The 23610-nt window shown below is 44.6% G+C and carries 29 protein-coding genes, 4 pseudogenes and 1 other annotated feature; of the genes and pseudogenes, 4 read left to right on the top strand and 29 right to left on the bottom strand.

Features of this window, described 5'->3' with window-relative positions; genetic code table 11:
- Positions 1 to 22: 22 nt before the first annotated feature.
- The 3 genes from JCM21738_RS08700 to leuS all read right to left on the bottom strand — a co-directional run bounded on the left by JCM21738_RS08700 (position 23) and on the right by leuS (position 3170).
- The gene (locus tag JCM21738_RS08700) at positions 23 to 208 is read right to left on the bottom strand and encodes a sporulation protein Cse60 (RefSeq protein WP_023626925.1); all 186 of its coding nucleotides are present in this window, start codon (positions 206 to 208) and stop codon (positions 23 to 25) included.
- 57 nt (positions 209 to 265) lie between these two features.
- Positions 266 to 577: a rhodanese-like domain-containing protein gene (locus JCM21738_RS08695; RefSeq protein WP_023626924.1), complete on the bottom strand. Its 312-nt coding sequence runs from the start codon at positions 575 to 577 to the stop codon at positions 266 to 268.
- Positions 578 to 755: 178 nt separating this feature from the next.
- Positions 756 to 3170, bottom strand: a complete 2415-nt coding sequence (gene leuS, locus JCM21738_RS08690; RefSeq protein WP_023626923.1) for a leucine--tRNA ligase — start codon at positions 3168 to 3170, stop codon at positions 756 to 758.
- Between the two features lie 120 nt (positions 3171 to 3290).
- Positions 3291 to 3508, bottom strand: a binding site (T-box leader).
- Between the two features lie 365 nt (positions 3509 to 3873).
- On the opposite strand from leuS, the gene JCM21738_RS08685 reads away from it, so the two are divergent.
- Entirely contained in the window at positions 3874 to 4734 is an 861-nt protein-coding gene (locus tag JCM21738_RS08685) for a nuclease-related domain-containing protein (RefSeq protein WP_035209224.1), read from the top strand.
- Between the two features lie 164 nt (positions 4735 to 4898).
- Here JCM21738_RS08685 and JCM21738_RS08680 read toward each other — a convergent pair whose 3' ends face one another.
- From JCM21738_RS08680 to JCM21738_RS08590, 23 genes and pseudogenes are all read right to left on the bottom strand, one after another.
- Positions 4899 to 5675, bottom strand: coding sequence for a 3-hydroxybutyrate dehydrogenase (locus tag JCM21738_RS08680; RefSeq protein WP_023626920.1), 777 nt, complete (start codon positions 5673 to 5675; stop codon positions 4899 to 4901).
- 208 nt (positions 5676 to 5883) lie between these two features.
- Entirely contained in the window at positions 5884 to 7203 is a 1320-nt protein-coding gene (locus tag JCM21738_RS08670) for a GntP family permease (protein WP_023626918.1), read from the bottom strand.
- 339 nt (positions 7204 to 7542) lie between these two features.
- Positions 7543 to 8905 (bottom strand): annotated as a pseudogene (locus tag JCM21738_RS08665) (sigma-54 interaction domain-containing protein).
- Positions 8906 to 8998: 93 nt separating this feature from the next.
- Positions 8999 to 9525, bottom strand: a pseudogene (locus tag JCM21738_RS24740) (CueP family metal-binding protein).
- Positions 9526 to 9680: 155 nt separating this feature from the next.
- Positions 9681 to 10865, bottom strand: coding sequence for an MDR family MFS transporter (locus tag JCM21738_RS08650; protein WP_031308324.1), 1185 nt, complete (start codon positions 10863 to 10865; stop codon positions 9681 to 9683).
- A gap of 341 nt (positions 10866 to 11206) precedes the next feature.
- Positions 11207 to 12640 (bottom strand): ammonia-forming cytochrome c nitrite reductase subunit c552, encoded by a 1434-nt coding sequence (locus JCM21738_RS08645; protein ID WP_023626912.1) that lies wholly within the window; start codon positions 12638 to 12640, stop codon positions 11207 to 11209.
- Positions 12633 to 12902, bottom strand: coding sequence for a hypothetical protein (locus tag JCM21738_RS25640; protein WP_243462961.1), 270 nt, complete (start codon positions 12900 to 12902; stop codon positions 12633 to 12635). The genes JCM21738_RS08645 and JCM21738_RS25640 overlap by 8 nt, the downstream gene beginning before the upstream one ends.
- On the bottom strand, positions 12899 to 13156 hold the full coding sequence (locus JCM21738_RS25635; RefSeq protein WP_243462960.1) for a NapC/NirT family cytochrome c: 258 nt from the start codon (positions 13154 to 13156) through the stop codon (positions 12899 to 12901). Before JCM21738_RS25635 ends, JCM21738_RS25640 begins: the two co-directional genes overlap by 4 nt.
- A gap of 105 nt (positions 13157 to 13261) precedes the next feature.
- Positions 13262 to 13768: a TlpA family protein disulfide reductase gene (locus JCM21738_RS08635; protein ID WP_023626910.1), complete on the bottom strand. Its 507-nt coding sequence runs from the start codon at positions 13766 to 13768 to the stop codon at positions 13262 to 13264.
- Between the two features lie 17 nt (positions 13769 to 13785).
- Positions 13786 to 13917 (bottom strand): CcmD family protein, encoded by a 132-nt coding sequence (locus JCM21738_RS23215; protein WP_023626909.1) that lies wholly within the window; start codon positions 13915 to 13917, stop codon positions 13786 to 13788.
- Positions 13918 to 13937: 20 nt separating this feature from the next.
- Entirely contained in the window at positions 13938 to 14483 is a 546-nt protein-coding gene (gene ccsA, locus JCM21738_RS08630; RefSeq protein WP_243462959.1) for a cytochrome c biogenesis protein CcsA, read from the bottom strand.
- 5 nt (positions 14484 to 14488) lie between these two features.
- Positions 14489 to 14647 carry a hypothetical protein gene (locus tag JCM21738_RS25630; RefSeq protein ID WP_243462958.1) on the bottom strand — a complete coding sequence of 53 codons (159 nt, stop codon included), beginning with the start codon at positions 14645 to 14647 and terminating at the stop codon, positions 14489 to 14491.
- Entirely contained in the window at positions 14647 to 14817 is a 171-nt protein-coding gene (locus JCM21738_RS27875; RefSeq protein ID WP_500778547.1) for a hypothetical protein, read from the bottom strand. The genes JCM21738_RS25630 and JCM21738_RS27875 overlap by 1 nt, the downstream gene beginning before the upstream one ends.
- The gene (locus JCM21738_RS08625; RefSeq protein ID WP_500778546.1) at positions 14805 to 15329 is read right to left on the bottom strand and encodes a heme exporter protein CcmB; all 525 of its coding nucleotides are present in this window, start codon (positions 15327 to 15329) and stop codon (positions 14805 to 14807) included. Before JCM21738_RS08625 ends, JCM21738_RS27875 begins: the two co-directional genes overlap by 13 nt.
- Positions 15326 to 16030: a heme ABC exporter ATP-binding protein CcmA gene (ccmA, locus tag JCM21738_RS08620; protein WP_023626906.1), complete on the bottom strand. Its 705-nt coding sequence runs from the start codon at positions 16028 to 16030 to the stop codon at positions 15326 to 15328. Before ccmA ends, JCM21738_RS08625 begins: the two co-directional genes overlap by 4 nt.
- A gap of 17 nt (positions 16031 to 16047) precedes the next feature.
- Positions 16048 to 16764: a hypothetical protein gene (locus tag JCM21738_RS08615; RefSeq protein ID WP_035209222.1), complete on the bottom strand. Its 717-nt coding sequence runs from the start codon at positions 16762 to 16764 to the stop codon at positions 16048 to 16050.
- A 12-nt stretch (positions 16765 to 16776) separates the two neighbouring features.
- Positions 16777 to 17247, bottom strand: coding sequence for a cytochrome c-type biogenesis protein CcmH (locus JCM21738_RS22380; RefSeq protein ID WP_023626903.1), 471 nt, complete (start codon positions 17245 to 17247; stop codon positions 16777 to 16779).
- A gap of 4 nt (positions 17248 to 17251) precedes the next feature.
- Entirely contained in the window at positions 17252 to 17863 is a 612-nt protein-coding gene (locus JCM21738_RS27870; RefSeq protein WP_500778548.1) for a cytochrome c-type biogenesis CcmF C-terminal domain-containing protein, read from the bottom strand.
- A 549-nt stretch (positions 17864 to 18412) separates the two neighbouring features.
- Positions 18413 to 18912, bottom strand: a pseudogene (gene ccsA / locus JCM21738_RS27250) (cytochrome c biogenesis protein CcsA); the annotation flags it as partial.
- 342 nt (positions 18913 to 19254) lie between these two features.
- Complete coding sequence (locus tag JCM21738_RS08600; protein ID WP_243462957.1) at positions 19255 to 19551, bottom strand: cytochrome c maturation protein CcmE; 297 nt, start codon at positions 19549 to 19551, stop codon at positions 19255 to 19257.
- Positions 19548 to 19706 carry a hypothetical protein gene (locus JCM21738_RS25625; RefSeq protein ID WP_243462956.1) on the bottom strand — a complete coding sequence of 53 codons (159 nt, stop codon included), beginning with the start codon at positions 19704 to 19706 and terminating at the stop codon, positions 19548 to 19550. The genes JCM21738_RS08600 and JCM21738_RS25625 overlap by 4 nt, the downstream gene beginning before the upstream one ends.
- The gene (locus JCM21738_RS08595; protein ID WP_035209220.1) at positions 19703 to 20470 is read right to left on the bottom strand and encodes a tumor necrosis factor receptor family protein; all 768 of its coding nucleotides are present in this window, start codon (positions 20468 to 20470) and stop codon (positions 19703 to 19705) included. The genes JCM21738_RS25625 and JCM21738_RS08595 overlap by 4 nt, the downstream gene beginning before the upstream one ends.
- On the bottom strand, positions 20467 to 20661 hold the full coding sequence (locus tag JCM21738_RS08590) for a hypothetical protein (protein ID WP_035209218.1): 195 nt from the start codon (positions 20659 to 20661) through the stop codon (positions 20467 to 20469). Before JCM21738_RS08590 ends, JCM21738_RS08595 begins: the two co-directional genes overlap by 4 nt.
- A 375-nt stretch (positions 20662 to 21036) precedes the next feature.
- On the opposite strand from JCM21738_RS08590, the gene JCM21738_RS26685 reads away from it, so the two are divergent.
- Positions 21037 to 21171 (top strand): hypothetical protein, encoded by a 135-nt coding sequence (locus JCM21738_RS26685; RefSeq protein ID WP_256360189.1) that lies wholly within the window; start codon positions 21037 to 21039, stop codon positions 21169 to 21171.
- Positions 21172 to 21184: 13 nt separating this feature from the next.
- On the opposite strand, the gene JCM21738_RS08585 is transcribed toward JCM21738_RS26685, so the two are convergent.
- Both JCM21738_RS08585 and JCM21738_RS08580 read right to left on the bottom strand, forming a co-directional pair.
- Positions 21185 to 21364: a hypothetical protein gene (locus tag JCM21738_RS08585; RefSeq protein ID WP_023626899.1), complete on the bottom strand. Its 180-nt coding sequence runs from the start codon at positions 21362 to 21364 to the stop codon at positions 21185 to 21187.
- Positions 21365 to 21381: 17 nt separating this feature from the next.
- Positions 21382 to 21645 (bottom strand): YtzC family protein, encoded by a 264-nt coding sequence (locus tag JCM21738_RS08580; RefSeq protein ID WP_023626898.1) that lies wholly within the window; start codon positions 21643 to 21645, stop codon positions 21382 to 21384.
- A gap of 214 nt (positions 21646 to 21859) precedes the next feature.
- Here JCM21738_RS08580 and mnmL point away from each other — a divergent pair, with 214 nt between their 5' ends.
- Positions 21860 to 22834, top strand: coding sequence for a tRNA modification radical SAM protein MnmL/YtqA (mnmL, locus tag JCM21738_RS08575; RefSeq protein WP_023626897.1), 975 nt, complete (start codon positions 21860 to 21862; stop codon positions 22832 to 22834).
- Positions 22824 to 23395: pseudogene (gene mnmM, locus JCM21738_RS08570) on the top strand (tRNA 5-(aminomethyl)-2-thiouridylate-methyltransferase MnmM). The gene mnmL and the pseudogene mnmM overlap by 11 nt, the downstream one beginning before the upstream one ends.
- A gap of 28 nt (positions 23396 to 23423) precedes the next feature.
- On the opposite strand, the gene JCM21738_RS25620 reads toward mnmM, so the two are convergent.
- On the bottom strand, positions 23424 to 23610 hold a 187-nt coding region (locus JCM21738_RS25620), incomplete at its 5' end, for a hypothetical protein (protein ID WP_243462955.1).

Genomic DNA, 23610 nt, shown 5'->3' with positions numbered 1-23610 from the left:
AACAGAGCCCGAGTGAATTCACTCAGGCTCTGTACACAACCATTGCTGAAAAACAGTAAATCTGTTCTTCATCCTCTTCTTCGGGAATGACCGCGACATTGTATTTAATGTCCAAAAGCTTTTTTTCGTCGAGTTTTTCAAGAAATCGGTTCAATTCCTGTTCAAGATCTTTTTCATGTTCATGATCAAATACTCTGACCTGGATCAAGGGAAGTCATCCTTCCTTTTTTACATCCATTCTGGCCATATTTTCAGAATTTTATAATTATGGACGCTTTGTTTCTCCGCCCCAGCTCATCATGCCGCCAACCATGTTACGGACTTTGAAGCCTTGCTCGTTCATATAGTGGCAGACGTTGCCGCTGCGCGCGCTTGAACGGCAGATGAAGATGTATTCTTTGTCTTTGTCAAATTCGTTCAGTCTTTCAGGAATTTCGCCCATCGGCACGTGCTTAGCTCCAGGAATCATTCCTGACTCAACTTCGTCATGCTCACGAACGTCAACCATTTCTGGCTTTTCGCCAGCTTCCAGCTTCTTTTGAAGTTCTTCAGGTGTGATTGTTTCAACTTTATTCATTAATCATTTCCTCCAATATTCAGTAAAATTATTCCTATTTAAAGGATACAATACCTTAATGTATTTTCCCCTATTTATTATATAAAAACTCTTTTTAGATTACAAAGAAAAAACCCAATGGGGTATTTTTGTAAAAAAAATAGAAGGGCCGTCAATAAACGACCCTTTCAAGAAAATTTTAGTTTGCGACTATGTTAACCAGCTTTCCTGGTACTGCAATTACCTTACGAATTGTCTTTCCGTCGATTTGTTCTTTGACAGCAACATCGCCCATCGCGATTTGTTCAAGAGTTTCTCTGTTTGCGTCTGCGGGTACCATCATTTTCGCTTTGATTTTACCGTTTACCTGGACAACGATTTCAACTTCGTCGTCGACTAGCTTGGCTTCATCATATGCCGGCCATGCTGCATATGTGATTGACTCACTGTGGCCAAGCTTAGCCCAAAGCTCTTCTGCAATATGCGGAGTGATCGGCGCCAGCATTTTTACAAAGCCTTCAACGTATGCTTTTGGAAGCTCTTCCGCTTTATATGCTTCATTGATGAAGACCATCATTTGTGAAATCGCTGTGTTGAAGCGAAGTCCTTCATAGTCTTCAGTTACCTTCTTCACTGTCTGATGATAGACCTTCTCAAGGTTCGTGCTTTCAACATCCTTGATTTTCTCGCTCAAGCTGCCGTTTTCATTGACAAGCAGACGCCAGATGCGGTCTAAGAAACGGCGTGATCCGTCCAGACCATTTGTAGACCATGCGATGGATGCTTCAAGCGGTCCCATGAACATTTCATAAAGACGCAGCGTATCTGCTCCATGGCTCTCAACGATCTCATCCGGGTTGACGACATTGCCTTTTGATTTACTCATTTTTTCGTTGTTTTCACCAAGAATCATACCCTGGTTGAAAAGCTTTTGGAAAGGCTCCTTCGTGTGGACAACTCCTACATCGTAAAGGACCTTGTGCCAGAAACGAGCATAAAGCAAGTGAAGTACCGCGTGCTCCGCTCCACCGATATAGATATCAACCGGAAGCCACTGCTTTAATTTTTCCTCATCGGCCAGTGCCTGGTCGTTTTTCGGATCGATATAACGCAGATAGTACCAGCAGCTGCCAGCCCATTGCGGCATCGTATTCGTTTCACGGCGGCCTTTTTTGCCTGTCTCAGGGTCAACAACGTTCACCCAGTCATCGATATTGGCAAGCGGAGATTCACCTGTGCCTGATGGCTTGATTTCAGTTGTTTTTGGCAAGACAAGCGGAAGCTGATCCTCAGGTACAGCGGACATTGTGCCATCTTCCCAGTGGATGATTGGAATCGGCTCACCCCAGTAGCGCTGGCGGCTGAACAACCAGTCACGTAGGCGGTAAGTGACCTTCTTCGTTCCAATTCCTTTTTCCTCAATCCACGCAATCATCTTATTGATTGCCTCTTCCTTGCCCATGCCGTTAAGGAATTCGGAGTTGATGTGCTCGCCGTCGCCAGTGTAAGCTTCTTTTTCGATGTCTCCGCCTGCAACGACTTCTCTGATTTCTAGATTGAATTTTTTAGCGAACTCGTAGTCGCGCTCGTCATGGCCAGGTACCGCCATGATCGCTCCTGTACCGTAGGATGCAAGAACATAGTCAGCGATCCAGATTGGCATTTTTTCGCCGTTTGCTGGGTTGATAGCATAAGCGCCAGTGAAGACGCCCGTTTTGTCCTTGGCTAGGTCTGTACGCTCAAGGTCGCTCTTGCTCTTGATTTCATCGATATATTTATCGATTGCTGCGCGCTGTTCTGAAGTAGTGATTTTATCTACTAATTGATGCTCTGGTGCCAATACTGCATAAGTTGCGCCGAACAATGTATCCGGACGCGTCGTGAATACGGTAAACGTTCCTTCATGTCCTTCGATGTTGAAGGTGATTTCTGCACCTTCTGAGCGGCCGATCCAGTTGCGCTGCATATCCTTCAGGCTTTCCGGCCAGTCAAGCAAATCCAGATCCTCAAGAAGGCGATCTGCATAGGCAGTGATCTTAAGCATCCACTGTCTCATCGGACGGCGCTCAACTGGGTGTCCGCCGCGCTCACTTTTACCGTCGATTACTTCTTCATTTGCTAAAACAGTTCCAAGTGCCGGGCACCAGTTAACCGCAACTTCATCAATGTATGCAAGGCCATTTTCATAAAGTTTTAAGAAAATCCATTGCGTCCACTTGTAGTATTCAGGGTCAGTCGTATTGACTTCGCGATCCCAGTCATATGAAAAGCCTAATGCCTTGATCTGGCGACGGAACGTGTTGATGTTTTGCTCCGTGAACTCTGCTGGGTCATTCCCTGTATCCAGTGCATACTGCTCAGCAGGAAGGCCGAAAGCATCCCAGCCCATTGGATGAAGGACGTTGAAGCCCTGCATCCTTTTCATGCGTGAAAGGATGTCAGTCGCTGTGTAACCTTCCGGGTGGCCCACGTGAAGGCCGGCACCAGATGGATACGGGAACATATCAAGCGCATAGAATTTCTCTTTCCCTTTATCTTCAGTTGTTTTGAACGTTTTGTTCTGTTCCCAATGCGATTGCCATTTTTTCTCGATTTCCTGATGGTTAAAACTCATCGTCAATGTCCTCCTGTTTTGTTTCGATTTATTTTTAGCGGATGAGGCTTGTTCCAGCGACCTTATTGGACTAGCTGCCCAGTCAATGACTCCAGAAAAATAAAAAACTCCCGCCCCTGTAAAAGGGACGAGAGGTTATGTATGATCTCCCGCGGTACCACCCAAATTAGTGTGTAACACTCGCTTCATTCATCCTTAACGCGGAAAACGGCAAACGCTACTTGTGTTTCACGTATGCGACTCAAAGGCGAGTTCATGATGGACCGTCTGGCTTGCACCAACCGCCAGCTCTCTACATCAGGCTTTACACCACTACTACTCCTTGTCGAAGTCTTTCATTATGAATATAGAGATATTGTAATAAAATTCCCTCCCATATGCAAGCGGGGATGGAATAAATGATTATGGAGAGTAGTTTATGTCTGTATCTTTTGTTTGGTGTGGGATTATGATCGTAGATTTGGTCACAAAATTGGTAAAAAACGCGGTGAATTTCCAGTTCGCGAATAAAGCATTACTTTTTGCGAATAAATTTCTTTTTTTGCGAACAAATGTATTTATTTGCGATTAAATAAACCTTATTTGCGAATAAAACAACTATTTATAAGAGTTTTAATAATTTTTTTACGATGAGAGAGGTTTCTCACTGTAATCTTTCAAAAAAAGAGGTAATATCTGTGTCAGATGAAAAGGAGTGATGCACTTGATACTTAAAAAAAGGACAATCCCACTGAAAATTCTTATTTATGAAGCTGTTGTGAAAAGGCTACCCGTTAATCACCACCGTAAAAAAGAATTCCAGACAAAATTGATGAAATTGAAGGCGGGATACAAAGGGGAAGTTGATTTGGATTATTATCTAGCACAACTTCCGGAAAAGGAATATATCCTACTCCAAGCCTTGAGGCTTCCTCATTTAGAAACCCACTTTCAAATCGATACCCTTCTTCTTTCCCCTTCATTTTTTATTAATTTCGAATCCAAAAACTATGCTGGCGAAATTGACATTGATTTAACATTTGATCAATTAATCAGAACTATTGATGGGAAACAAGATACTTATGGGAACCCCATTTTACAGGCGAAGATTCAAACCTCAAACTTAACCACCTGGCTGAAAAACAATTCCTTTTCCTTCCCACCTATAGAGTATTTCGTCACCATCAGCAGCGCACAAACAACCATCAAAAACTCAAACAAGTCCCCGGAAGTATTCTATAGAGTTTGCCGTAATGCGCGAGCACTTTATAAAATTGAGGATATGAAATTGAAATTCAAATCCGAAACTCTCACAATGAAAGACTTAAAGAAGATTGCACATAAATTAATAAAATCCCATCAGCCACTAATCGTTGATCCAAAGGTATTGAATCTCCCGCTTAATGAATTAACGAAAGGAATCCAATGCCCTGAATGTCAAGGATTTGGGATGAAAAGGATTCATGGAAATTGGCTATGTTCCTCCTGCGGCCACCTTTCAAAAACAGCACATATTTCAGCTATTAAAGATTTTTTTCTGCTAAATGGTTTTTCCATTAACAATCAACAGCTTCGCGAGTTTTAGAAATTGATTCTGTTGATCTTGCCACTCATATATTGAAATCAACTAACCTTACCCCGTCCGGATCAAAGAAAAACAAAACATACTCCCCGCCCAAAGATTTTTTTAAATGACCTATTCAAAAAAACAAGCCGGCTCCCTCATAAAAAATGGGACCGGCTCCTAATCTATTGAATTGTATACCCTCCATCAATCACTGCCGCCTGGCCTGTGATGCCTTTGGCTGCATCACTGGCGAGGAACATAACATAACTGGCGATTTCCTCGACAGCCAGCAGGCGTTTTTGCGGCACGAGCGGAAAAATGACTTCTTCGAGTACTTTCTCAATTGGAACATTCCTTGTTTCGGCAAGACTGGAAAGCTGGTTGCGCACAAGCGGTGTGTCGACATACCCAGGGCAGACCGCGTTTACGGTGATTCCGTGCTCCGCGGTTTCGAGGGCTGCAACCTTTGTCAATCCAATGACCCCATGCTTGGCACTGTTGTAAGCTGCTTTACCTGCAAAACCGACAAGCCCATTGATGGACGCCATGTTGATCACCCGGCCAGAACCCTGTTTTTTCATGATCGGCAGCACATGCTTCAAGGCCATAAATGGTGCAGTAAGCATTACTTTTATCAACAGTTCGAATTTTTCCGTCGGGAAATCTTCGATCATGGAGACATATTGCAAGCCCGCATTATTAATGAGAACATCGACAGTACCAAAGTGCTCAATGCATTTTGCAACTGCCTCCTCAATGTCTTTTTCGCTGGTAACATCACATTTCAAACCAGCGGATTCATGCCCAGATTCACGCAGACTGGCAGCTGCCTTCTCCACAGCTTCTTCCTGTAAATCTGTCAAAAACACCTTCGCGCCCTGCTCAGCAAAACTTTTGCCAATCTCATACCCGATTCCCTGGGCGGCACCGGTAATCATCACGACTTTATCTTTTACCATTGAGAATCTCCTTTCTTTAAGGCGGTTTCCGTAAAGATTGTTGTTAAAATCCTAAAGCCGATTTTAACGTGATAAAAAGTCCTTTTGTATGTCGGTACTAAGTTTGCAAGCTCTTTTCTCATAATAAGCGTTAATTTTGTAAAGAAACTTAGGTAATACGATCCTATTTTGTAGTCAATAGCAACAAAGTTTGAGAAAAGAGCCTTCATTAAATGCCTAATCCTAGAGAGAATAGAACAATCGCAATTGCCACACCAATCAACGGAACAATGACAGTCACAGCAGCAACTGGATTGTACGCATCCTGATGGGACTCGCCACAGATTGCCCGGACAGTCGTTACTACGTAACCATTATGCGGCAGTGAATCAAGCGCCCCGGAGGAGATTGCCGCTACCCTGTGCAGCGCTTCCGGATTGACTCCCATATCCATGTAATGTGGAGCGAGCAATGGAAGCGCAATTGCCTGACCCCCGGATGCCGAGCCAGTCATACCAGCAATGACACTGACAGCAATCGCTGCACCAATCAACGGGCTTCCAGGAATATTCGTCATCGCATCAACCGCCGTCTGGAAAGCCGGCACTGCTTTTGCGACACCGCCGAATCCAACAACCGCAGCTGTGTTACCAATTGCAATCAAGGCGCCCATAGTCCCTTCAGAAAGGGCTTCCCAGAAATTTTTGAAATACTTGCGATTTAATAGATAGGCAGATACAACTCCACCAAGGAGAGCAATGATCAACGCTGATTGTTTCAATGAATCATGGAAAATGAATGAAATCACCAATACCACAACTAAAGGAATCAGACCCATAAGAGGATGAGGCAGGTCTCGCTTTTCCATCATTGGATCAGTCTTCCGAGCTTCGAATTTCTCCCCTTTTGCAACGGCCTTTGTGATCATTCGTTTCAGCCACCAGTACCCAAAAATCATCATGAACACGGCAACGATGGCACTGACCTCCCAGCCTGCAACCGGCGAAGTATCCAGGAATTGAATGGGAATCCAGTTCTGGATTTCCGGAGAACCGGCAGAAGTCATCGTAAAGGTAACCGATCCGAAAGCCAATGCAGCCGGAATAAAACGCCTTGGCAAATTCGCCTGCCTGAACAAGCTCAATGCCATTGGATAAACCGAAAATGCTACGACAAACAAGCTTACGCCGCCATATGTCAGCACGGCACAGGCTGCAACGATCGCAAGAACGGCAAACTTCATCCCCAATTTGTCAACGATGAACTCAGACACACTGTCAGCCGCACCGCTATCCTCCATTACCTTTCCAAAGATCGCCCCAAGCAGGAACATCATGTACCATGCTGTAACGAATCCAGAAAAACCAGACATATAGTTGCCGACAAAGTTGGCAGCACCTTCTTCAACGAGCTGCGGAAACAGTGGCATCCCACTGAACACAGCAACAAACAACGCAGAAATCGGCCCGACAATCAGCAGGTTCATTCCCCTCATCGTCAAATAAATCAATAAAGCCAAACCACCAATCAATCCAATCATACTCAGCATTCTTTTTCCCCCTTGTTTTTTTAAAATAAAACCAACCGAACACTGCCCTCCTTGCCTAACGAGATGACAACGCTTACAAAAATATTGAATAAAATTGCTGTATTATCTTATTGCAACTATCGTGCCAACTTTTCAGGCAAGGAGAATCAGGATTTATTCTTAATTTTCAGTCATTTAAATCGGAATTCCGGACTCTAACAAACTTCCATTACTATTACTTAATAGATTTAACCTGTCCCGTTCCGGTTGATTAATTACCATTCATACAGTGAAAACATATTTAAATATTGATAGAAAAAAGAAAGTCCGAAAACTCGGACATCATTCCGAATTTCCGGACTATAAGAGACCATACTTATTAAGTTTTTCATAAAGTGTTGACCTGCTGATCCCCAACTCTCTTCCCACAAGGACTTTGTCATCTTTATTCCTTTCAAGGCTTTGCATCAGTACCCATTTTTCTGTTTCTTCCATAATATCCTTAAGCTTCTTATTATTGAATCGATACATGGCTGTCTGTGTTTGCAGATAATCAGGCAAGGAATCCAGAGTAACCTGTTCTCCTTTTGTCAAATGGACTGCCGCTTCGATGACATTTTCCAATTCACGGATATTACCCGGCCAGCTGTATGATTGAAGAATTTCCATAACGTTCTTTTCAATCCCGGCAATCCGCTTGCCTAACCGATTCGTGACCTTGCCGATAAAATAGGCGATCAGCAGTGTTAAGTCCTCAGCGCGCTCCCTTAATGGCGGAACGCTGAAAGGAACGACATTGATCCGGTAAAAAAGATCCTCCCTGAATCGCTTCTCTTCAATCATGTTCTCAAGCGGCCTGTTTGTGGCTGCGATTATCCGGACATCAACCGAAATCGACTTCGTCGACCCAATCGGTTCTATCTCCCCATCCTGCAGGGCACGCAAAAGCTTCACCTGCATGCTTAGCGGCATGTCCCCGATTTCATCCAGGAAGAGGTACCGCCATTAGCCAGCTGGAATTTCCCCTTTTTCCCGCCTTTTTTCGCGCCTGTAAAAGCTCCTTCTTCATAGCCAAACAGCTCAGATTCCAGCAGATTTTCCGGGATTGCGCCGCAGTTCACCTTGATGAACGGCTTCTTGCTCCGGCTGCTCAGCTGGTGAATGCTGTGAGCGAACAATTCCTTCCCTGTTCCGCTTTCTCCCCTGATCAGAATTGAAATATCACTATTGGATACCATTTTCACTTTTTCTTTTAACTGATAATCTGCTGCGACTCGCCGAGGATGTCATCAAGTGTATATTTCACGCCTGAATCAATTTTCTGGATGTATGGCTGCATCCTGGTCAGCAGGCTTTTTACATGGCTGTCCATTTTCATCCATTCCTGAGTATCCCTGAAAAATACCGTTCCAAAGGCAGCGATTACCTCGCCATTTTTAATAATAGGCACCCGGTTGGCAATCATGTAGTTGCCCTTGATAAATTGCAAGTCAGCCAGCTCCTCTTTTCCTGTCTGGGCCACAATATGCATCCTGGTATTCTCGATCACTTCGGTCACATGCCTGCCAATTGTTTCTTCACGATTGACTTCAAGGAATTCACAATAATTATGATTGATATAGATGATCCTTCCTTCTCGATCAACCACAACAAGCCATTCGAAGGCATTCTCAACAATGGTTTCAATAATGTCTGCAGGAATATGTAAAAGTTTCGTATTCATAATCCGTCACCTGGTTTTTCTTTTGATTTTATCACATTTTTCTGAAAACAATAACACGCATAAAAAAAAGCACCTGAAAATAGGTGCTTTAGTCTACATTAGCTGCATTGTTGTATTGCAAGTGGCGTCATTCTCAAAAGTGGATATTTCTGATTCTACAGTTTTACCGTTATAGTCAATCTTTGTTTTGAACTTTTGATCACGTGGGAGCCACAAATCGATGAAACCATTCTGGTGGGATGTCATTTTCTCATCAACGATCACGTTCCATCCTCATCTTCAATATATACATCAAACTCTTTTTCAACCAGTTCACCTTGACAACCTGTCAAGCTATGATTCGTTCAAGGATGGGTTTGATTTTCGTAAGGCGCGATTGAGACGAAGAAGTCTTCTTCCGAAATGTCGTAGACTTGCTTGTCCCCTTCACTATCAGCAATTGTCAGCTCTTGTGAGGTGATGGAAGCATTGTGGCCCTTAATTTTGCCCGTGCTGTAATCACTCACCAATTCCTTGATGTTTTCTTGTTGTTTTTCAGGTTCAGCAGATTCTTCCCCGCCATTACAGGCAGTTAATAAACCGGCAGCCAAAAACGCAATTCCGAGGATCTTAAATTTCAACCCATTCACCCCCTTGTCTCTCAAAGTATGATTATATCATAAACTCACAGTCCTATATTAGATGTAAAATATGCATTTTTTATCGAGAAAAATGCATAAATTGTGACCAACTAAAAGAGGAGCCAGGCATCTAAGCCCAGCTCCATATTATTTTTTTATGCTTGGGCAGCCACGTTGTGAGCCGCCTTTAATTTCCGGTCGTAAATTACGGTAGTGAAGATCCCGATAAACATGAGCGCAATCAAAATCGCGAATAGCATTGGCATACCGTATAGGTCGACAAGGATTCCTCCCATCAGCGGGCCGATCATCCTTCCGCCAGTTGCGGTGCTGTTGACGATTCCCTGGTAAAAGCCTTCCCGGCCTTTTGGCGCCAGTTCATTTGCGATTGTCGGAACGGCCGGCCAGATCAGCATCTCCCCAATCGTCAGGATTACCATACCAGCAACGAAGCCTGAGAATGCTGAAGCTCCTGCAACTACTGCATAGGAAACCATGAAGATGACCATGCCAATGATGATTTGCAATTTCAGTTTATTCTGGAACGGCTTGATCAGCCTGTTTACAACTGGCTGGCCTAGTACGATCAATGCACCGTTTATTGTCCAAAGGATACTATACTGGTTCAGAGAAATGTTCAATTTCTGAGTATAAGCTGCGATCGTTGTTTGCCACTGTACGTAACCAACCCAGCAAAGCAAGTAGCCAACAGCAAGGATGAGCAGGGCGTACAGCTTGGTATGGCTTTTGATGGCGCCGTTTTCCTGGATGATGCTTGTTTGCTTCGCTGCCCGGGTGTCGATGCTGCGATAGCCGAAAATAGCAATCAACATAAAAATCAGGTACATGGCGGCGTTCGCCATGAAAATCAGCTGGAATGAATATGATGCGACTAGCCCGCCAAGCGCAGCTCCAACTGCCACTCCGAGGTTCTGTGCCACGTAAATCGCGTTAAACGCTTTACGGCCGCCTTCCTTCCAGACCGAACCCGCCATTGCGTACATCGCTGGAAAGACGATGCCGGACCCAAAACCAACCAAAGTCAGGAAGAAAATATACTGCGGCCAGCCAGGCCATAAGGTCAAGCCAAGCAGTGCCATGATGGTAATGCTGATTCCTAGAATAATAGACTTGTAACCGCCGATTTTATCAAAAAGACTGCCGCCAAAAAGATTGCCAATGACGCTGGCAGCTGAGTTTAGCATCAGAATGATTCCGGCAACAGACAACGATTTGCCGAGGTGTTCATGTATATAAATGGTGTTCAGAGGCCATAAAAACGAAGATCCAGTAACATTGACTGCCATCCCGATAATTAAAAGCCACAAGGCTCTAGGCATCATTCAACGCCTTCTTTCACTAAATTAATTTCGAATACCAAAGTAATTCTAGAGCTTTTCACAATTGGTTGCAATAGGAATTTATACAGAATTTGAAGTTGAAATTTTCTATTTATTTGAAGTTAAATTGGAAAAAGGACGCAGAATTTTAGATCATGGAATGACGGGGATTTTTCGCTGAATTACGCACTCTGAACCATCAAAAGTTTGCAGTATTTTTTAAATATGAATCCGGGATTATTGACACTCTCCCACTTTTCTGCAAAACTAAAGAAAACACCGTACAAAATACCATTTGCACAGTGTTTTCGTATTTATCTTTTCTCTAAATTTACTATTCTCTATTTTTTTGGAGCTGGCTGTTGTGCTGGGAAGTAACTGTTCACTGCTTTTTCTTTCTTCTTGAAGTTATCTTTTTCGTCGTAAACAGCCTTCTTCACTTTTTCAATCTCTTCTTTGACCTCTTCAAGATTTACGCCTTTCTTGGTCAATTCCTCGATGGCGAGATTGATTGCCTCATTTGACTCTTCAATCGATACCCTCAATGAATCCATTGCACCTTGCGGATTATGGAATCCTGCCGCACTTTCTGCTGCAACCATATCCCAGAACCATTGTCCTTTTCTGATACGCTCCTGAGCCTGCTTGATTTTCTCCTCACTTACGCCAGAAGTAATCATCTTATTCACGTAATAGTGTGAGGTGATCGATATATCCTCGGCCTTATGAAGTGCTTCCATATGTTTATCCTGGATACCGATTACACGTTCTTTCAGCTCTTCCATATCCCTGTTGGTATGGCAGGTTGCGCATGACTGGTCCATTGTCTTAAGCGGTGACGTCCACCAGTGTGAGCTGATTTTCTTTTTCCCGTCTACCCTGTCATATGGCATGTGACAGTCTGAACATGTAACTCCTGCTTCACCATGAGGGCCTTCTATATGGGTCTCAAAGTCAGGGTGCTGTGCTTTTAGCATTGGCGTTCCTGAAACATTGTGGACCCAGTCTTTTTCAAATCCTTGTCCCTTTGCGGTTGTCTCATAATACTCATACATATCTTCAGGCTCGAAGCCGTTTGCCCAAGGATAAGTTACTTCTCCGTTATCTGCAGCGAAATAGTATTCTACGTGGCACTGGCCGCAAACATAGTTCCTCATGTCATTCTTCGTTGGGTTGGACATATCGATTCCCTGTGATTCCATTCCCTTGATAAAGCTTGGACGGGTAATCCTCAAATCCATTGTCTGTGGATCGTGGCAGTCTGAGCAGCCGATTGGTGAATGACCCATCGCTTCTGCTTTTGGCCAGATATCTTCGTTAAAATTTCCGCCCCAGTAATCGTCTCCCATTTCCTCAATCATGTGAGGAACAGCAGTCGACTTACAGGTTAAGCATGATCCGATTGATTTGTCGGTGATACGCGCAATTGCCCGGACATCCTCATTAGCATAGATATGGCCGCGATCCTCATTGTACTCAGTCGCAAAACCATAGCCGTTAAAAAGGACTGGCAGATACGGTTCCTTATCATGGTCGAACTTGCTCCGTTTGACGGAACCGCTGTACTTCGTATCCTCCATTTTTTCATTTTGCTTGTAGCTGTCATATTGCAGCGGGAAAAGGTTCTTGAAGGCCTCATTGCTGATTTCGTCTTTGCTCAGCCCCGTTTTCAGCTCACTTGCGGAAGTTGCTTCTTCTTCCGAGCTGGAGCAGCCTGTTATGATGAGCATGACAGCCGCAAGGAGCAAGAATGCCCAGCGGTAATTTCTAGCCATTGTTCATCGTACCTCCTTTATTTTCTAAAAGCTCGCCTGGTTTCGGCGGTTTAAAATAATCCTCTGTTTTGAAGCCTTTGCCGTGCGGCACTGCCTGGTGGCAGCTTGAACAGCTGTCTTTCGCATCATGTGAAACGTTGTCCAGTGTATTCTCATGGCAACTGATGCAGTTCTCATTTATGACTTCTTCAGAACCTTCCGTTGCGTGCAGCACCTTCGGGATTTTAGCCTCGCCCAGTGTATTGAAATACACATGCGTCATTCCGGCCTTTGCTTATAGGTGTATTTATTAACCATGGTATCATGCGGCAAATGGCAGTCGCCGCAGGACAGGCCGGCGTGGTTGGAATCAGAGAACGAGTCATGGACCTCTGTCATGATATGGCAGCTCGAGCAAAATTCAGGTGAATCCGTATAGGCAAGCGTTTTGACAGTGACGACAGAAACAATGATTCCAGCAAATACGCCAATGAATAACAGCATCTTTTTGTCTATTCCCAGTAGCTTTTTCAGCATCTTTTTCACCTCCCTTAAAGCGGATTCTCGCAATCTACTAAAAGCTGTTTTCGCAGGCTCAACCGAAAACAGCTTTATTAAAACACGAATGTGCTTTAACCAAGGTTATGGTGAAACTTTCTCCTGGATCATCCTGATTAAATCGTCCTTTGTTGTCGGGCCCGAGAAACGTTCAACAATGACGCCGTTCCTGTCGATGATGATGGTCTCAGGCTGGCCAATGACATTATAATCTTTTGAAATGTCCTCTTTTGTATCTAAAAGATACGTAAGCTCAGAGCCGCTTTCCGAGATGTATTTTTCCATCCGTTTTTTCGATTCGCCTTTAGCGAGGATCAGCAGCTTTGCATCCTTATATTCTTTGCCGAATGCTTCCAGTTCAGGAGCTTCGTCAATGCACGGTGCGCACCAGGTTGCAAAAAAGTTAAGGACCACTGGCTGGCCTTTAAAATCCGATAGTTTATAAGTGTTGCCTTCAATATCCTGCAGCTCAAAATCGATGGACTGGTCACCAGGCTGGGCCGATGCTTTCCCTCCCAGTCCGCTGACCAAAAAGCCGAGAACCCCGATGACGGCAGCGATGACAATGACCGGAACAATCTTTTTGCCCATTTTATTCACCCGCTTTTTTAAAAATCTGAGTTCCATTCTTCAAGCAGTTCAAGCTCTTTCTTCAGCTGCTTCTGGCGGCGGCCAAGCACCACTACATAACCAGCGATCAACGTCCAGATAACTGAGTAAGCCATGAATAAGTAAGTCATTTTAAATTCCTCCTTAGTAATTAGCCTGCAAGCTTTTCAATTGCTTTTGACTTTGCCTTTTTGACGATATGCCTCATTTTTTCAATTTCAATCCCCTTGCGCATCAGGAACACGTATAGCACGGTAATCGTAAAAATAGAGAACAGCAGCGCGACGAGCATATCAGGTTCAATTCCGCCGCCTGACTGGTTTTTGCCTTCACCGAACACTACTGGATGCAGCTTCGTGTTCCACCAGCGGATTGCCATGAAGACGATCGGGACATTGATTGCGCCAATGATGCCAAAAACAGCTGATAGTCTTGCGATTTTTTCATTTGAACCATCCATCTTACGGACGAAAAGATAAGCTACATAGATGAACCATAGAATCAATGTTGTCGCCAGACGCGGCTCCCATGTCCACCAGGTATTCCAGCTTGATTTTCCCCAGATCATCCCGGTAATCAGTGTGATTGTCGTGAAAAGCACACCAATTTCAGCTGAGATTCCGGCATTTATATGATGCTGGAGCCTTGGTTTGATCAGCACCCTCACACTGTAATAGCCAACAACTCCGAAGGCCAAAAAGGCTACCCAGCACTGCCCACATGAAAGTAGAATATTTTCTGTGAAGCGCCCATTATCCTTTCAGCAGGCGACCATATAAAAATCAGATAAAGTGCGATGAAAACTGTCGGTATCAACGTAAACAGCAGCAGCCGGTCGATTATGCCAGTATTCTTTTTCATCAAGATCCCTCCATAATAAATTCGAATAAGAAAAAGCACGCAGCCAGGAACAATAAATCGTAAGCAGCCATCAGCCTGATCCAGGATGATGCATCTGCAATCACTTCATTTTCAAGAATGATCCTTGTTGCCTGGACCCCGGCGATCAGCAACGGACTTAGCAGCGGCAAAAGCAGAACCGGCAAAAGCATCTCGCTGTTCTTGCATTTGCCGATAACGCAGCCAGGAAGGTCCCGACGATGATGAAACCAAGAGTACCGATGATGACCACAAGGATGAACCAGCTAATTTTTCCAAAAAAGCTGTAGTCGAATAGCAAGAACAAAACTGGAATGCTGACAAGCTGTACTGCCATTACGAGAATAAAGTTTGCCAAAACCTTTCCAAGATAGATACTGGAAGGGTCGATTGGCGCAGAGCGCAGTCCTGTCAGCGCATCGTTTTCGTGCTCAGAAAGGAATGATCGGTTCAAACCCAGGATTCCTGAAAACACGGTAATCAGCCAGACAAGTCCCGGAATGACCGCTTTCACCATATTATTTGTCGGATCGAACGCAAAGCTGAAAATCAGGACAACGAGACTGGAGAAGATGACCATCATCCCGATTGTCTGTTTTGTTTTGATCTCATTGCTCAAATCTTTGCTGGCAATCGTCCACGCATCTCTAAGGATCCAAATCATGAGCTCTTCACCTCAGCTTCGTACCAGGCTTTCATCTCTGCCAGGCTTACTCCTTCTCCAAGGCTCCTTGTTGAGACGATCTTTCCTTTCCTCAGCACGGCCACCCTGTCAGCAAGTGCATGCACCTGCTCAAAATCATGAGAGATAATCAGGATTGACGTCCCGCTGTCCCGTTTGTTTTTAATGATGGTATTAAGCAGGGACACAGCCTCCTGATCAAGACCGGTGTGCGGCTCATCGAGCATAAGGATATCAGGATCGGGAAGCAGCACTCTGGCGATGGCCAGTCTTTGCATCATCCCTCTTGAAAAAGAGCGAATGGGCATATCGCGAAAAAGATAGAGCCCTACTTCCTTCAAAAGTTCAGTGGCTTTCCTCTCAAGATTCTTCATCTTGTAAAGCTTTCCGTAAAATTTGAGATTCTCAAGCGGGGACAGGTTGTTATAAAGAAATGATTCATGACCCAGAAACCCAATCCGCTGTTTTACCTGTGATGAGTTTTTCTTAACCAGTTCACCGTCCAGGAAAATTTCCCCGCTCGTCGGCTGAAGAAGTCCGACTGTGCATTTAAAGAAAGTGCTCTTCCCTGCTCCATTCGGGCCAATCACCGCTAAAATCTCCCCTTTTTCCAATGAAAGGGTGATATTCCTTAGAACGAGTTTGTCTCCCAGCATTTTGGTCATTTTCTTCAGTTCCAGCATGGTCCCCAACTCTTTCATTAAGTGTATTGTTTCAGTTTTTGGTTTACCTCGGCGAGATGGCTCTGGTAATCAAGTTTCAGTTTTTCAAAGTGCTCTTCAGTGATTTCCGCAGCTGACAGCCTAGCTTCGAGACCGGCCAGCTCCCCTTCGATCATTTTTTTTCTGAGTAAAAGGTGTTTGAACAACTGGTCTTCCTCACCAATGATGTCCTCGGCAGGCTTCCTCCGCTTTCCCAAAAACCAGGCAACAGCAATGACAGCAGCTAAAAATATCAGCAAATAGTGTGGATTCACCATGTTCAACCCCGGAGTACTGAGCCAAAAATCCACAAGCCATTCAGGATGGTAGGCCGCGCCATATTGATCACCCTTCTGCTGGCGAAGCTTCTTCAGTTCTCTAAGAATTTCCGCCTCTGCTTCGGCATCCTTAATCTTCTTTTTGCTCTCTGGAAGATGTTTTGCCTTGCGTCCTTGCGTTTCTTCCTTTAACATTTCGGCCGCGAGCAGTTGGTAATCCTCTTTCAATTTCTCAAAATCCTCACGAGTGATTTTCTTCATTAAGAAGTCCATCTCGAACTCATTCACAGCGCTGTATACTTGCTCAAGTGTCAGCTTATCACCCTCTGTCTTCATTTCCGCAGCCGGCACCTCGCCAGCCGAGAAGAAAGGAGATATGATGAAGTAAAAACAAGTAATGATTACGAGTGAACCAATTATTAAAAATACATAATCCATTTTGATCAGCTCCTAGAAAAGCTTCCGGCGCTCTTCGTCAAATGTTTTTGCCACAATTTCTTTTTCCACTTCCGAATTCCATTCAGCCTTCTTCTCAAGCTTTGATTCTGCCTTCTTGACAGTCAATTTCCTGAGCCAGACACCGACAATCACGCTGCCGATTCCAACTCCGGCAGCTGGCATTCCCCATGCAATCCAGCCACTTGTGCCGCCGCCAGGAGTTCTCAAGGCTGCCTGACCGTATTCATCAACATAGGACTGGATGATTTCAGGTTCTGATTTTCCGCCGTTCAGCATCTCAACCACTTCATCGTAGTAAATCTTCTTTACTGAACAGGTCGACAATTCATGATCCGCATGGCCCTGCATATCAAGCTGGCCGATGATTTGCTTGAATTCCTTTGAGTTGTAGGTGAAAGCTGTTGTCATGCCAGGAATCACGATCAGCAAAAGGAGTGTTGTTAAGAGAATTTTCTTGTTCACTTTTTCACCCTCCTACTCTTGAAATGCCTTTATTGATTTGGTAGCGGGATGTTGTCGGCCTGCCGCCTATTAGGGCGAATGCTGTTCCGATCACCATGATGATCCCGCCCATCCAAATCCAGCTTACGAATGGATTTACTTTTACCATGAACGTTACTTTGTCTTTGTTCTCCCAGGAGCTGAGCACGACGTATAAGTCCTGGCTCCAATTTGTCTTGATTGCTACCTCTGTAGATGGTTCAGGCCATGTTTCATAGAAGATTTTTTCAGGCTTGATTTTGCCAATGTCCTTGCCCTTATATGTCACATCGATATCGGCCACCACTATGCCGTTGCCGTTTTTCGTATGTTCGGTAAGTTCGTTGAATTTCAGGCTATAATCCCCGGTCTTGATGCTGTTTCCGGCATCCACCGTTTTCAGCACTTCTGTAGAGTAAGTGTGTGATGAAATGACACCGACCGCGATCACCGCAATCCCGATATGGACGATATAACCGCCATAGCGGCGCTGGTTTTTTATTGTCAGCTTGAACGCAGCCTTCAGGACATTTTCCTTTGTAGCTTTTCGTCTGGCGCTGATGCCTCTAGCGAATTCAAGCAAGTGCGTTCCGAACATGAAGCTTGTTGCCGATAAGCCGATAATCGCGTAAATTCCCTTGACGCCTATAGCGAACAGGATGATGGCTGTGGCAACACCCATTGCCAGCGGCCAAAGCGTATTTTTCATGAACTTTTCAAATACAGCTTTTTTCCAGGCAATCAGCGGGCAGATTCCCATCAATACAATCAGCACCAGCAGGATCGGAGCCATCACTTTATCAAAATATGGCGCCCCGACATTGACTTTTGTGCCGGTAAATGTTTCTGAAATCAGCGGGTACATCGTCCCCCAGAAAACAGCGAAAGCGGCAGCAACCAGAATCAGGTTGTTCAGCAGGAAGCTGCTTTCTTTTGAAAAATAAGCTTCAATTGGGCTGCTGTCCTTTTTAATCAGTCCGTATCTTGTCATCACGATATACAGAGAAAACAGCATCATGAATGCCATGAAAACAAGGAAGTAAGTACCCAGATTACTGTCGCCGAACGCGTGGACACTTGTCAGGATTCCGCTTCTGACAAGGAAGGTTCCAAACAGTGTCAGGATGTATGAAAGAATAATCAAGCTTACATTCCAGGTCTTCAGCATGTTTTTCCGTTCCTGGATCATGACAGAGTGCAGGAATGCTGATACAGTCAGCCATGGCAGGAACGACGCATTCTCAACCGGGTCCCATGCCCAGTAGCCGCCCCATCCAAGTTCAAGGTATGCCCACCATCCGCCAATCACATTGCCGAGTGTCAGGAACAGCCATGCAAGCAAGGTCCATCTTCTCGTCAGCTTGATCCATTCTGAATCCATTTTCTTCAGGATCAGAGCAGCAATACCGAATGCGAATGGAACGGCCAATCCGACATAGCCATATAGAGCGTTACAGGGTGCAGGATCATTCCCGGGTTTTGCAGCATTGGATTAAGCCCTTTTCCGTCTGCTGGAATTTTATCAGTCATTCCAAATGGGTTTGCGTTAAGTGCCATTACAGTGAAAAAGAACAGGATGTTCACCATCAGGATGCTTGATACATACGGCATCATCGGGTTTTTCTTTTCTTTTGAAAAAACAACCATTGCTGCGTATAGTGCTAAAAGGACGGCCCATAACAGCAGGGACCCAGCGTTACCCGCCCAAAATGCTGTTAATTTGTAAGCCATCGGCAGGCTCTCATTTGTATACGAAGCCACATATTTATATTGGAACTGGCTTGTTCCGAGTATATACAGCAACAGGAAGGATGCAATGCTTGCCACAAACGCCAGCGAAAGTACTGCGCCTCTTGCGCTTTCAATCCACTTGCTGCTTTTCTTCTTAATCCCGACGATATTGGCAATGATTCCATATAGCGAAATCACGATCCCTAGGTAGATTGAGATGTTTCCAATTAGATACATACAGATAACCACCCATCTGTTTTATTCCGGCTTGTCATTTTTGTACATTTCCTTATGCATTTCGGTATCATAATTCTCCATGTCTTCGCCTTCATATTTTGTCGGGCATTTTGTCTGGACTTTCTCCGCCTCGAACACGCCGTCTTCCTGGATAAAGCCTTCCACCAACACGATGACATCCTCTGAGAAGTTATCCGGCTTGATGCCTTTATGGAATACCTGAAGCGTTCCCTGACCCTCCTCGTAGAGCTCAAAACGGAGCTCCAGTTTGTCGGCATCCCATTTAACGGATTCCTTATTGAGCAGGCCCTGCGTCATAATATAATCGCCTTCATATTTCGAACCATTTTTGCTGAGGTCGCAATCGTGATTTCCTTGCTCCCTGCGCTTGGCATTGTTGAAAACATCATGATTATAAATGCCACTGATGCAAGGGCCAACCCCATTACAATTTTTTTATTTTTGGACATCATTTCCTACCTCCCAGCTTTTTGATCAATTCGTTGTATTCTGATTCGGTAATGCTTCCTTCCACCAACATAGCGCGGAGCTTTGACTTTTTGGCTTCGTAATCACTTGATGGTTCGTTTTTTACCGGCTGAGCTCTCTTTTTCTTCATGATGAAAATCAATAGTACTGCTGCAAATATTGTCACACTGCCAACGACTGTAATGACAAGCCACAGAGGCATTTTCTCGTCATTTTCTTTTACAGTGCCGGCCTTCTTCGCATCCCCGGCCATAGCTTCCATGATTTCCGCTGTGGTCCTATCGTCAGCTCGTTTGTATTCAAGTGAGATATTCTTTTCATCACCAGGCTTCATTCCCTGGCTTTGATATAAAAACATGTTCATGTTGTATGAGTTTTTCTGATGCTGCTCTGAGGCAGGCTCCAGCTTAAAGCTTTCCGAATTCAGCGGCTCAACAAAAATCAAGTTCAACAACCCGATATCAGCAAAGTTTTTAAAATCGTAAGTCAGTGTCTTAGTGTTGTCTTTTTCCTTGATGCTGTCTGTATAGTACTCGATTACGAACTTGTAGATCTCCTGCGGCTGGATCTCCTCGCTCGTTTCCCAGGAAATCGTTCCGTTTTCCTTATCGAGTTCATATTGAATTTCATTCATTTCTGTAAGGTCCCGGGAATAATCGGCAACAAAACCAATTCTGAAATTCTTTTCATCCATTGGCAGCGGGATGACTACCTGGCCTTTTTGTGCTTCTTCTGCATTGTTCTTCAAGCTCCATGATAGCCGACCAAAAGCGGGGCATTCTTCTTCTTATCTTTTGGGTGATACGAATATTCTGGCATCACCTGGATCGTCAGTTCCTCCATATTCAGGACATTGGATTTTGCCTCAGCACTCCCCTGATCAGGCAGCTGGAATATGAAAAATAAAATAATGGCCGATAGTAACTTCATAATTTTCATTTGTTTGGCTCCTTTCTATATGTGACAAATTCGTGAATGTTTTCACAAGACAACTTACATTGAAAAATGACAATTTATTTTAGCTAAGGATTTTTCAAAACTTTCCTCAAGACCCTTTTTGGTCTACCTTATTTAAACCATTTCTAAAAGCCCTCAATCTGTGATTTAAATCACGGAATTTCCGCCAGTTTTATCCGATTTGTGAACGGGGGGTATTATTTAGAAAAGCGAAAGCGCCTTGGTCAGCCCCGAAAAGCGCTGGAGGGCCGACCGGTGAAGTCGTTCTTTGACTTCATTGGGCGGACCGAACTCGAAAAGCGGAGGCGACTGCTCAACTCCGAAAAGCGCTGAAGGGCCTGACCGTGAAGTCGTTCTTTGACTTCATGGGCTGGACCGAAGCGTCTCGAGGAGTTAGGAGCCGCAGCTAGACAAGCGACTCGAGGGGCTAGGCGCTGGAGCTGGACATTCTCGAAAGAAAAATCAAAAAACCTCACTTCTGTTAAGAAGTGAGGGTGTTACAAATTTATGAAGATTGCTCTGGTTCAGGATGGAACTTTGATTTTACGGGCTGCCCGCCGCTTTGTTCATATTTTTTCTTCGCTTCTTTTACAGGATCATGGTCCATTCCGAGCTCGAGATCCTGGTTATTGATGCCGTTCCTTGTTTTTTGTTCAGGATTGTTCTGCTTTGAGCGCTTTTTCAAGATATATTCCCTCCTGTTTAGTGATCAAGCAAAATCATATTGTTCTGGACTTGCTGCAGTTGAAGCCTCATTCTGTGCAGTTGTTCGCGCTGCTGGGAGTTTGCGCTGAAGGAAAGCTTGGCCAGATCATTATATGCGTCCTCGAGCGCCTGCAGTGCATTGGTAAAATCGCCATCATTATAATGCTGCTGAGTAGCGGCATCCTTGTATTGATCCTGGGCCAGATTGATTGCATCCTCACATTGCTGAAGTAACTGGTCAACCGATTGACGTGTTGCCAATAGTAGCCCCTCCTTTACTTGATGCTGAAGCAAAGTCTGCTTCTTCTTTATTTTGTTCACAATACATTTTCCTATCACGATTTTGCCAATGTTTAATGATGCCAATTATGTCAGGTACACATTGTAATCTTTTTGCAATTGGATTCACGTTTTCTTAATGGTACAATTTTTATTATTAATTTTTTTGACAGACAGGCTTTAGGAGGTTTCTGGCATGAAACAGACCAACCCTTTTCACTATGCAACAGACGATAAACGGTACCATACCTGGAATTATCATTTACGGAACCATTTTGGCCATAAGGTTTTCAAGGTTGCACTTGATGGCGGATTCGATTGCCCGAACCGCGATGGCACAGTAGCCCACGGAGGCTGCACGTTTTGCAGTGCAGCTGGTTCAGGAGATTTCGCCGGTGACAGAGTAGAAGATCTCGGCACACAGTTCGCAAAGATAAAAGAAAAAATGCATTCAAAATGGAAAGACGGCAAGTACATGGCCTATTTCCAGGCTTTCACCAATACACACGCCCCGGTCGAGGTGCTGCGTGAGAAGTACGAAACTGTATTGAACGAAGAAGGAGTCGTCGGGATTTCGATCGCAACTAGACCGGACTGCCTGCCAGATGATGTCGTGGAATATTTGGCTGAGCTGAATGAGCAAACATATTTATGGGTTGAACTGGGACTGCAGACAGTCCATGAAAAAACAGCCAATTTAATCAACCGCGCCCATGATTATGATACGTACAAAGAAGGCGTGGACAAGCTCCGAAAGCATGGCATTAGAGTTTGCTCTCATATCATCAACGGACTGCCGATGGAAACTCCGGAAATGATGATGGAAACAGCTCGTGAAGTCGCGAAGCTTGATGTTCAGGGAATCAAGATCCATCTTCTTCATTTGTTGAAGGGCACCCCGATGGTCAAGCAATATGAAAAAGGACTGCTTGAATTCCTTAGTTTTGAGGACTATGTAAATTTGGTCTGTGACCAACTGGAGATCCTGCCTCCCGAAATGATCATCCACCGAATTACTGGAGATGGGCCGATCGAGCTAATGGTCGGGCCGATGTGGAGCGTCAATAAATGGGAAGTACTGAACGCGATTGATAAAGAATTGAAGCGTCGCGACAGCTGGCAGGGGAAATTTTATACTGGAAACAAAGTGGTGATTGAAAATGAAGCTTGAACGGATTCTTCCTTTTGCAAGGAACCTTCTTGAATCAGCCGTGAAGCCAGGTAATATCGCTGTTGATGCGACAGTCGGCAACGGGCATGATACTTTATTTTTGGCCAAGCTGGCCGGTCCTTCCGGCAGGATTTACGGATTCGATATCCAGGATGAGGCATTAATGTCATGTAAAACAAAGCTTCGTGAACATGATTTGCAGGATCAGGTCACACTGTTCCATACCGGACATGAAAACATCACCGAGTGCATCCCGCCGCTGCACTTCGGAAAAATTACCGGCGCAGTCTTCAATCTCGGATACCTTCCCGGTGGCGATAAGAATATCGTCACGTCCCTGAAACAACTATCCAGGCCATCGATCAATTGCTCGAAATCATGGCACCAGAAGGCATCATCGTGATTGTGATCTACCACGGGCACCCAGAAGGCAAGGTCGAACGGGAGTACTTATTGCGTTATGTAAAATCATTGGATCAAAACATCGCCCATGTATTGGAATATAAATTCCTCAACCAGAAAAACAATCCGCCATTTATTATTGCGATTGAGAAGAGATGATGGTTAACTCCTTTTCTTTTGAGGTTATTTAGGAATTCTGTCCGTCATCGGCTTGATGACGGACACTTTTTCGAGATTCCGCATGATTTCTGTCCGTCATCATCCTCATGACGGACACTTTTTGAGATTCATCATGATTTCTGTCCGTCATCATCCTCATAACGGACATTTTTCGAGATTCCCCATGACTTCTGTCCGTCATCGCCCTCATGACG

Origin of the sequence: Mesobacillus boroniphilus JCM 21738, from assembly GCF_000517385.1 — a bacterium.
Classification (GTDB): domain Bacteria; phylum Bacillota; class Bacilli; order Bacillales; family Cytobacillaceae; genus Mesobacillus; species Mesobacillus boroniphilus.
This window is presented reverse-complemented; position numbering and strand designations above follow the sequence as displayed.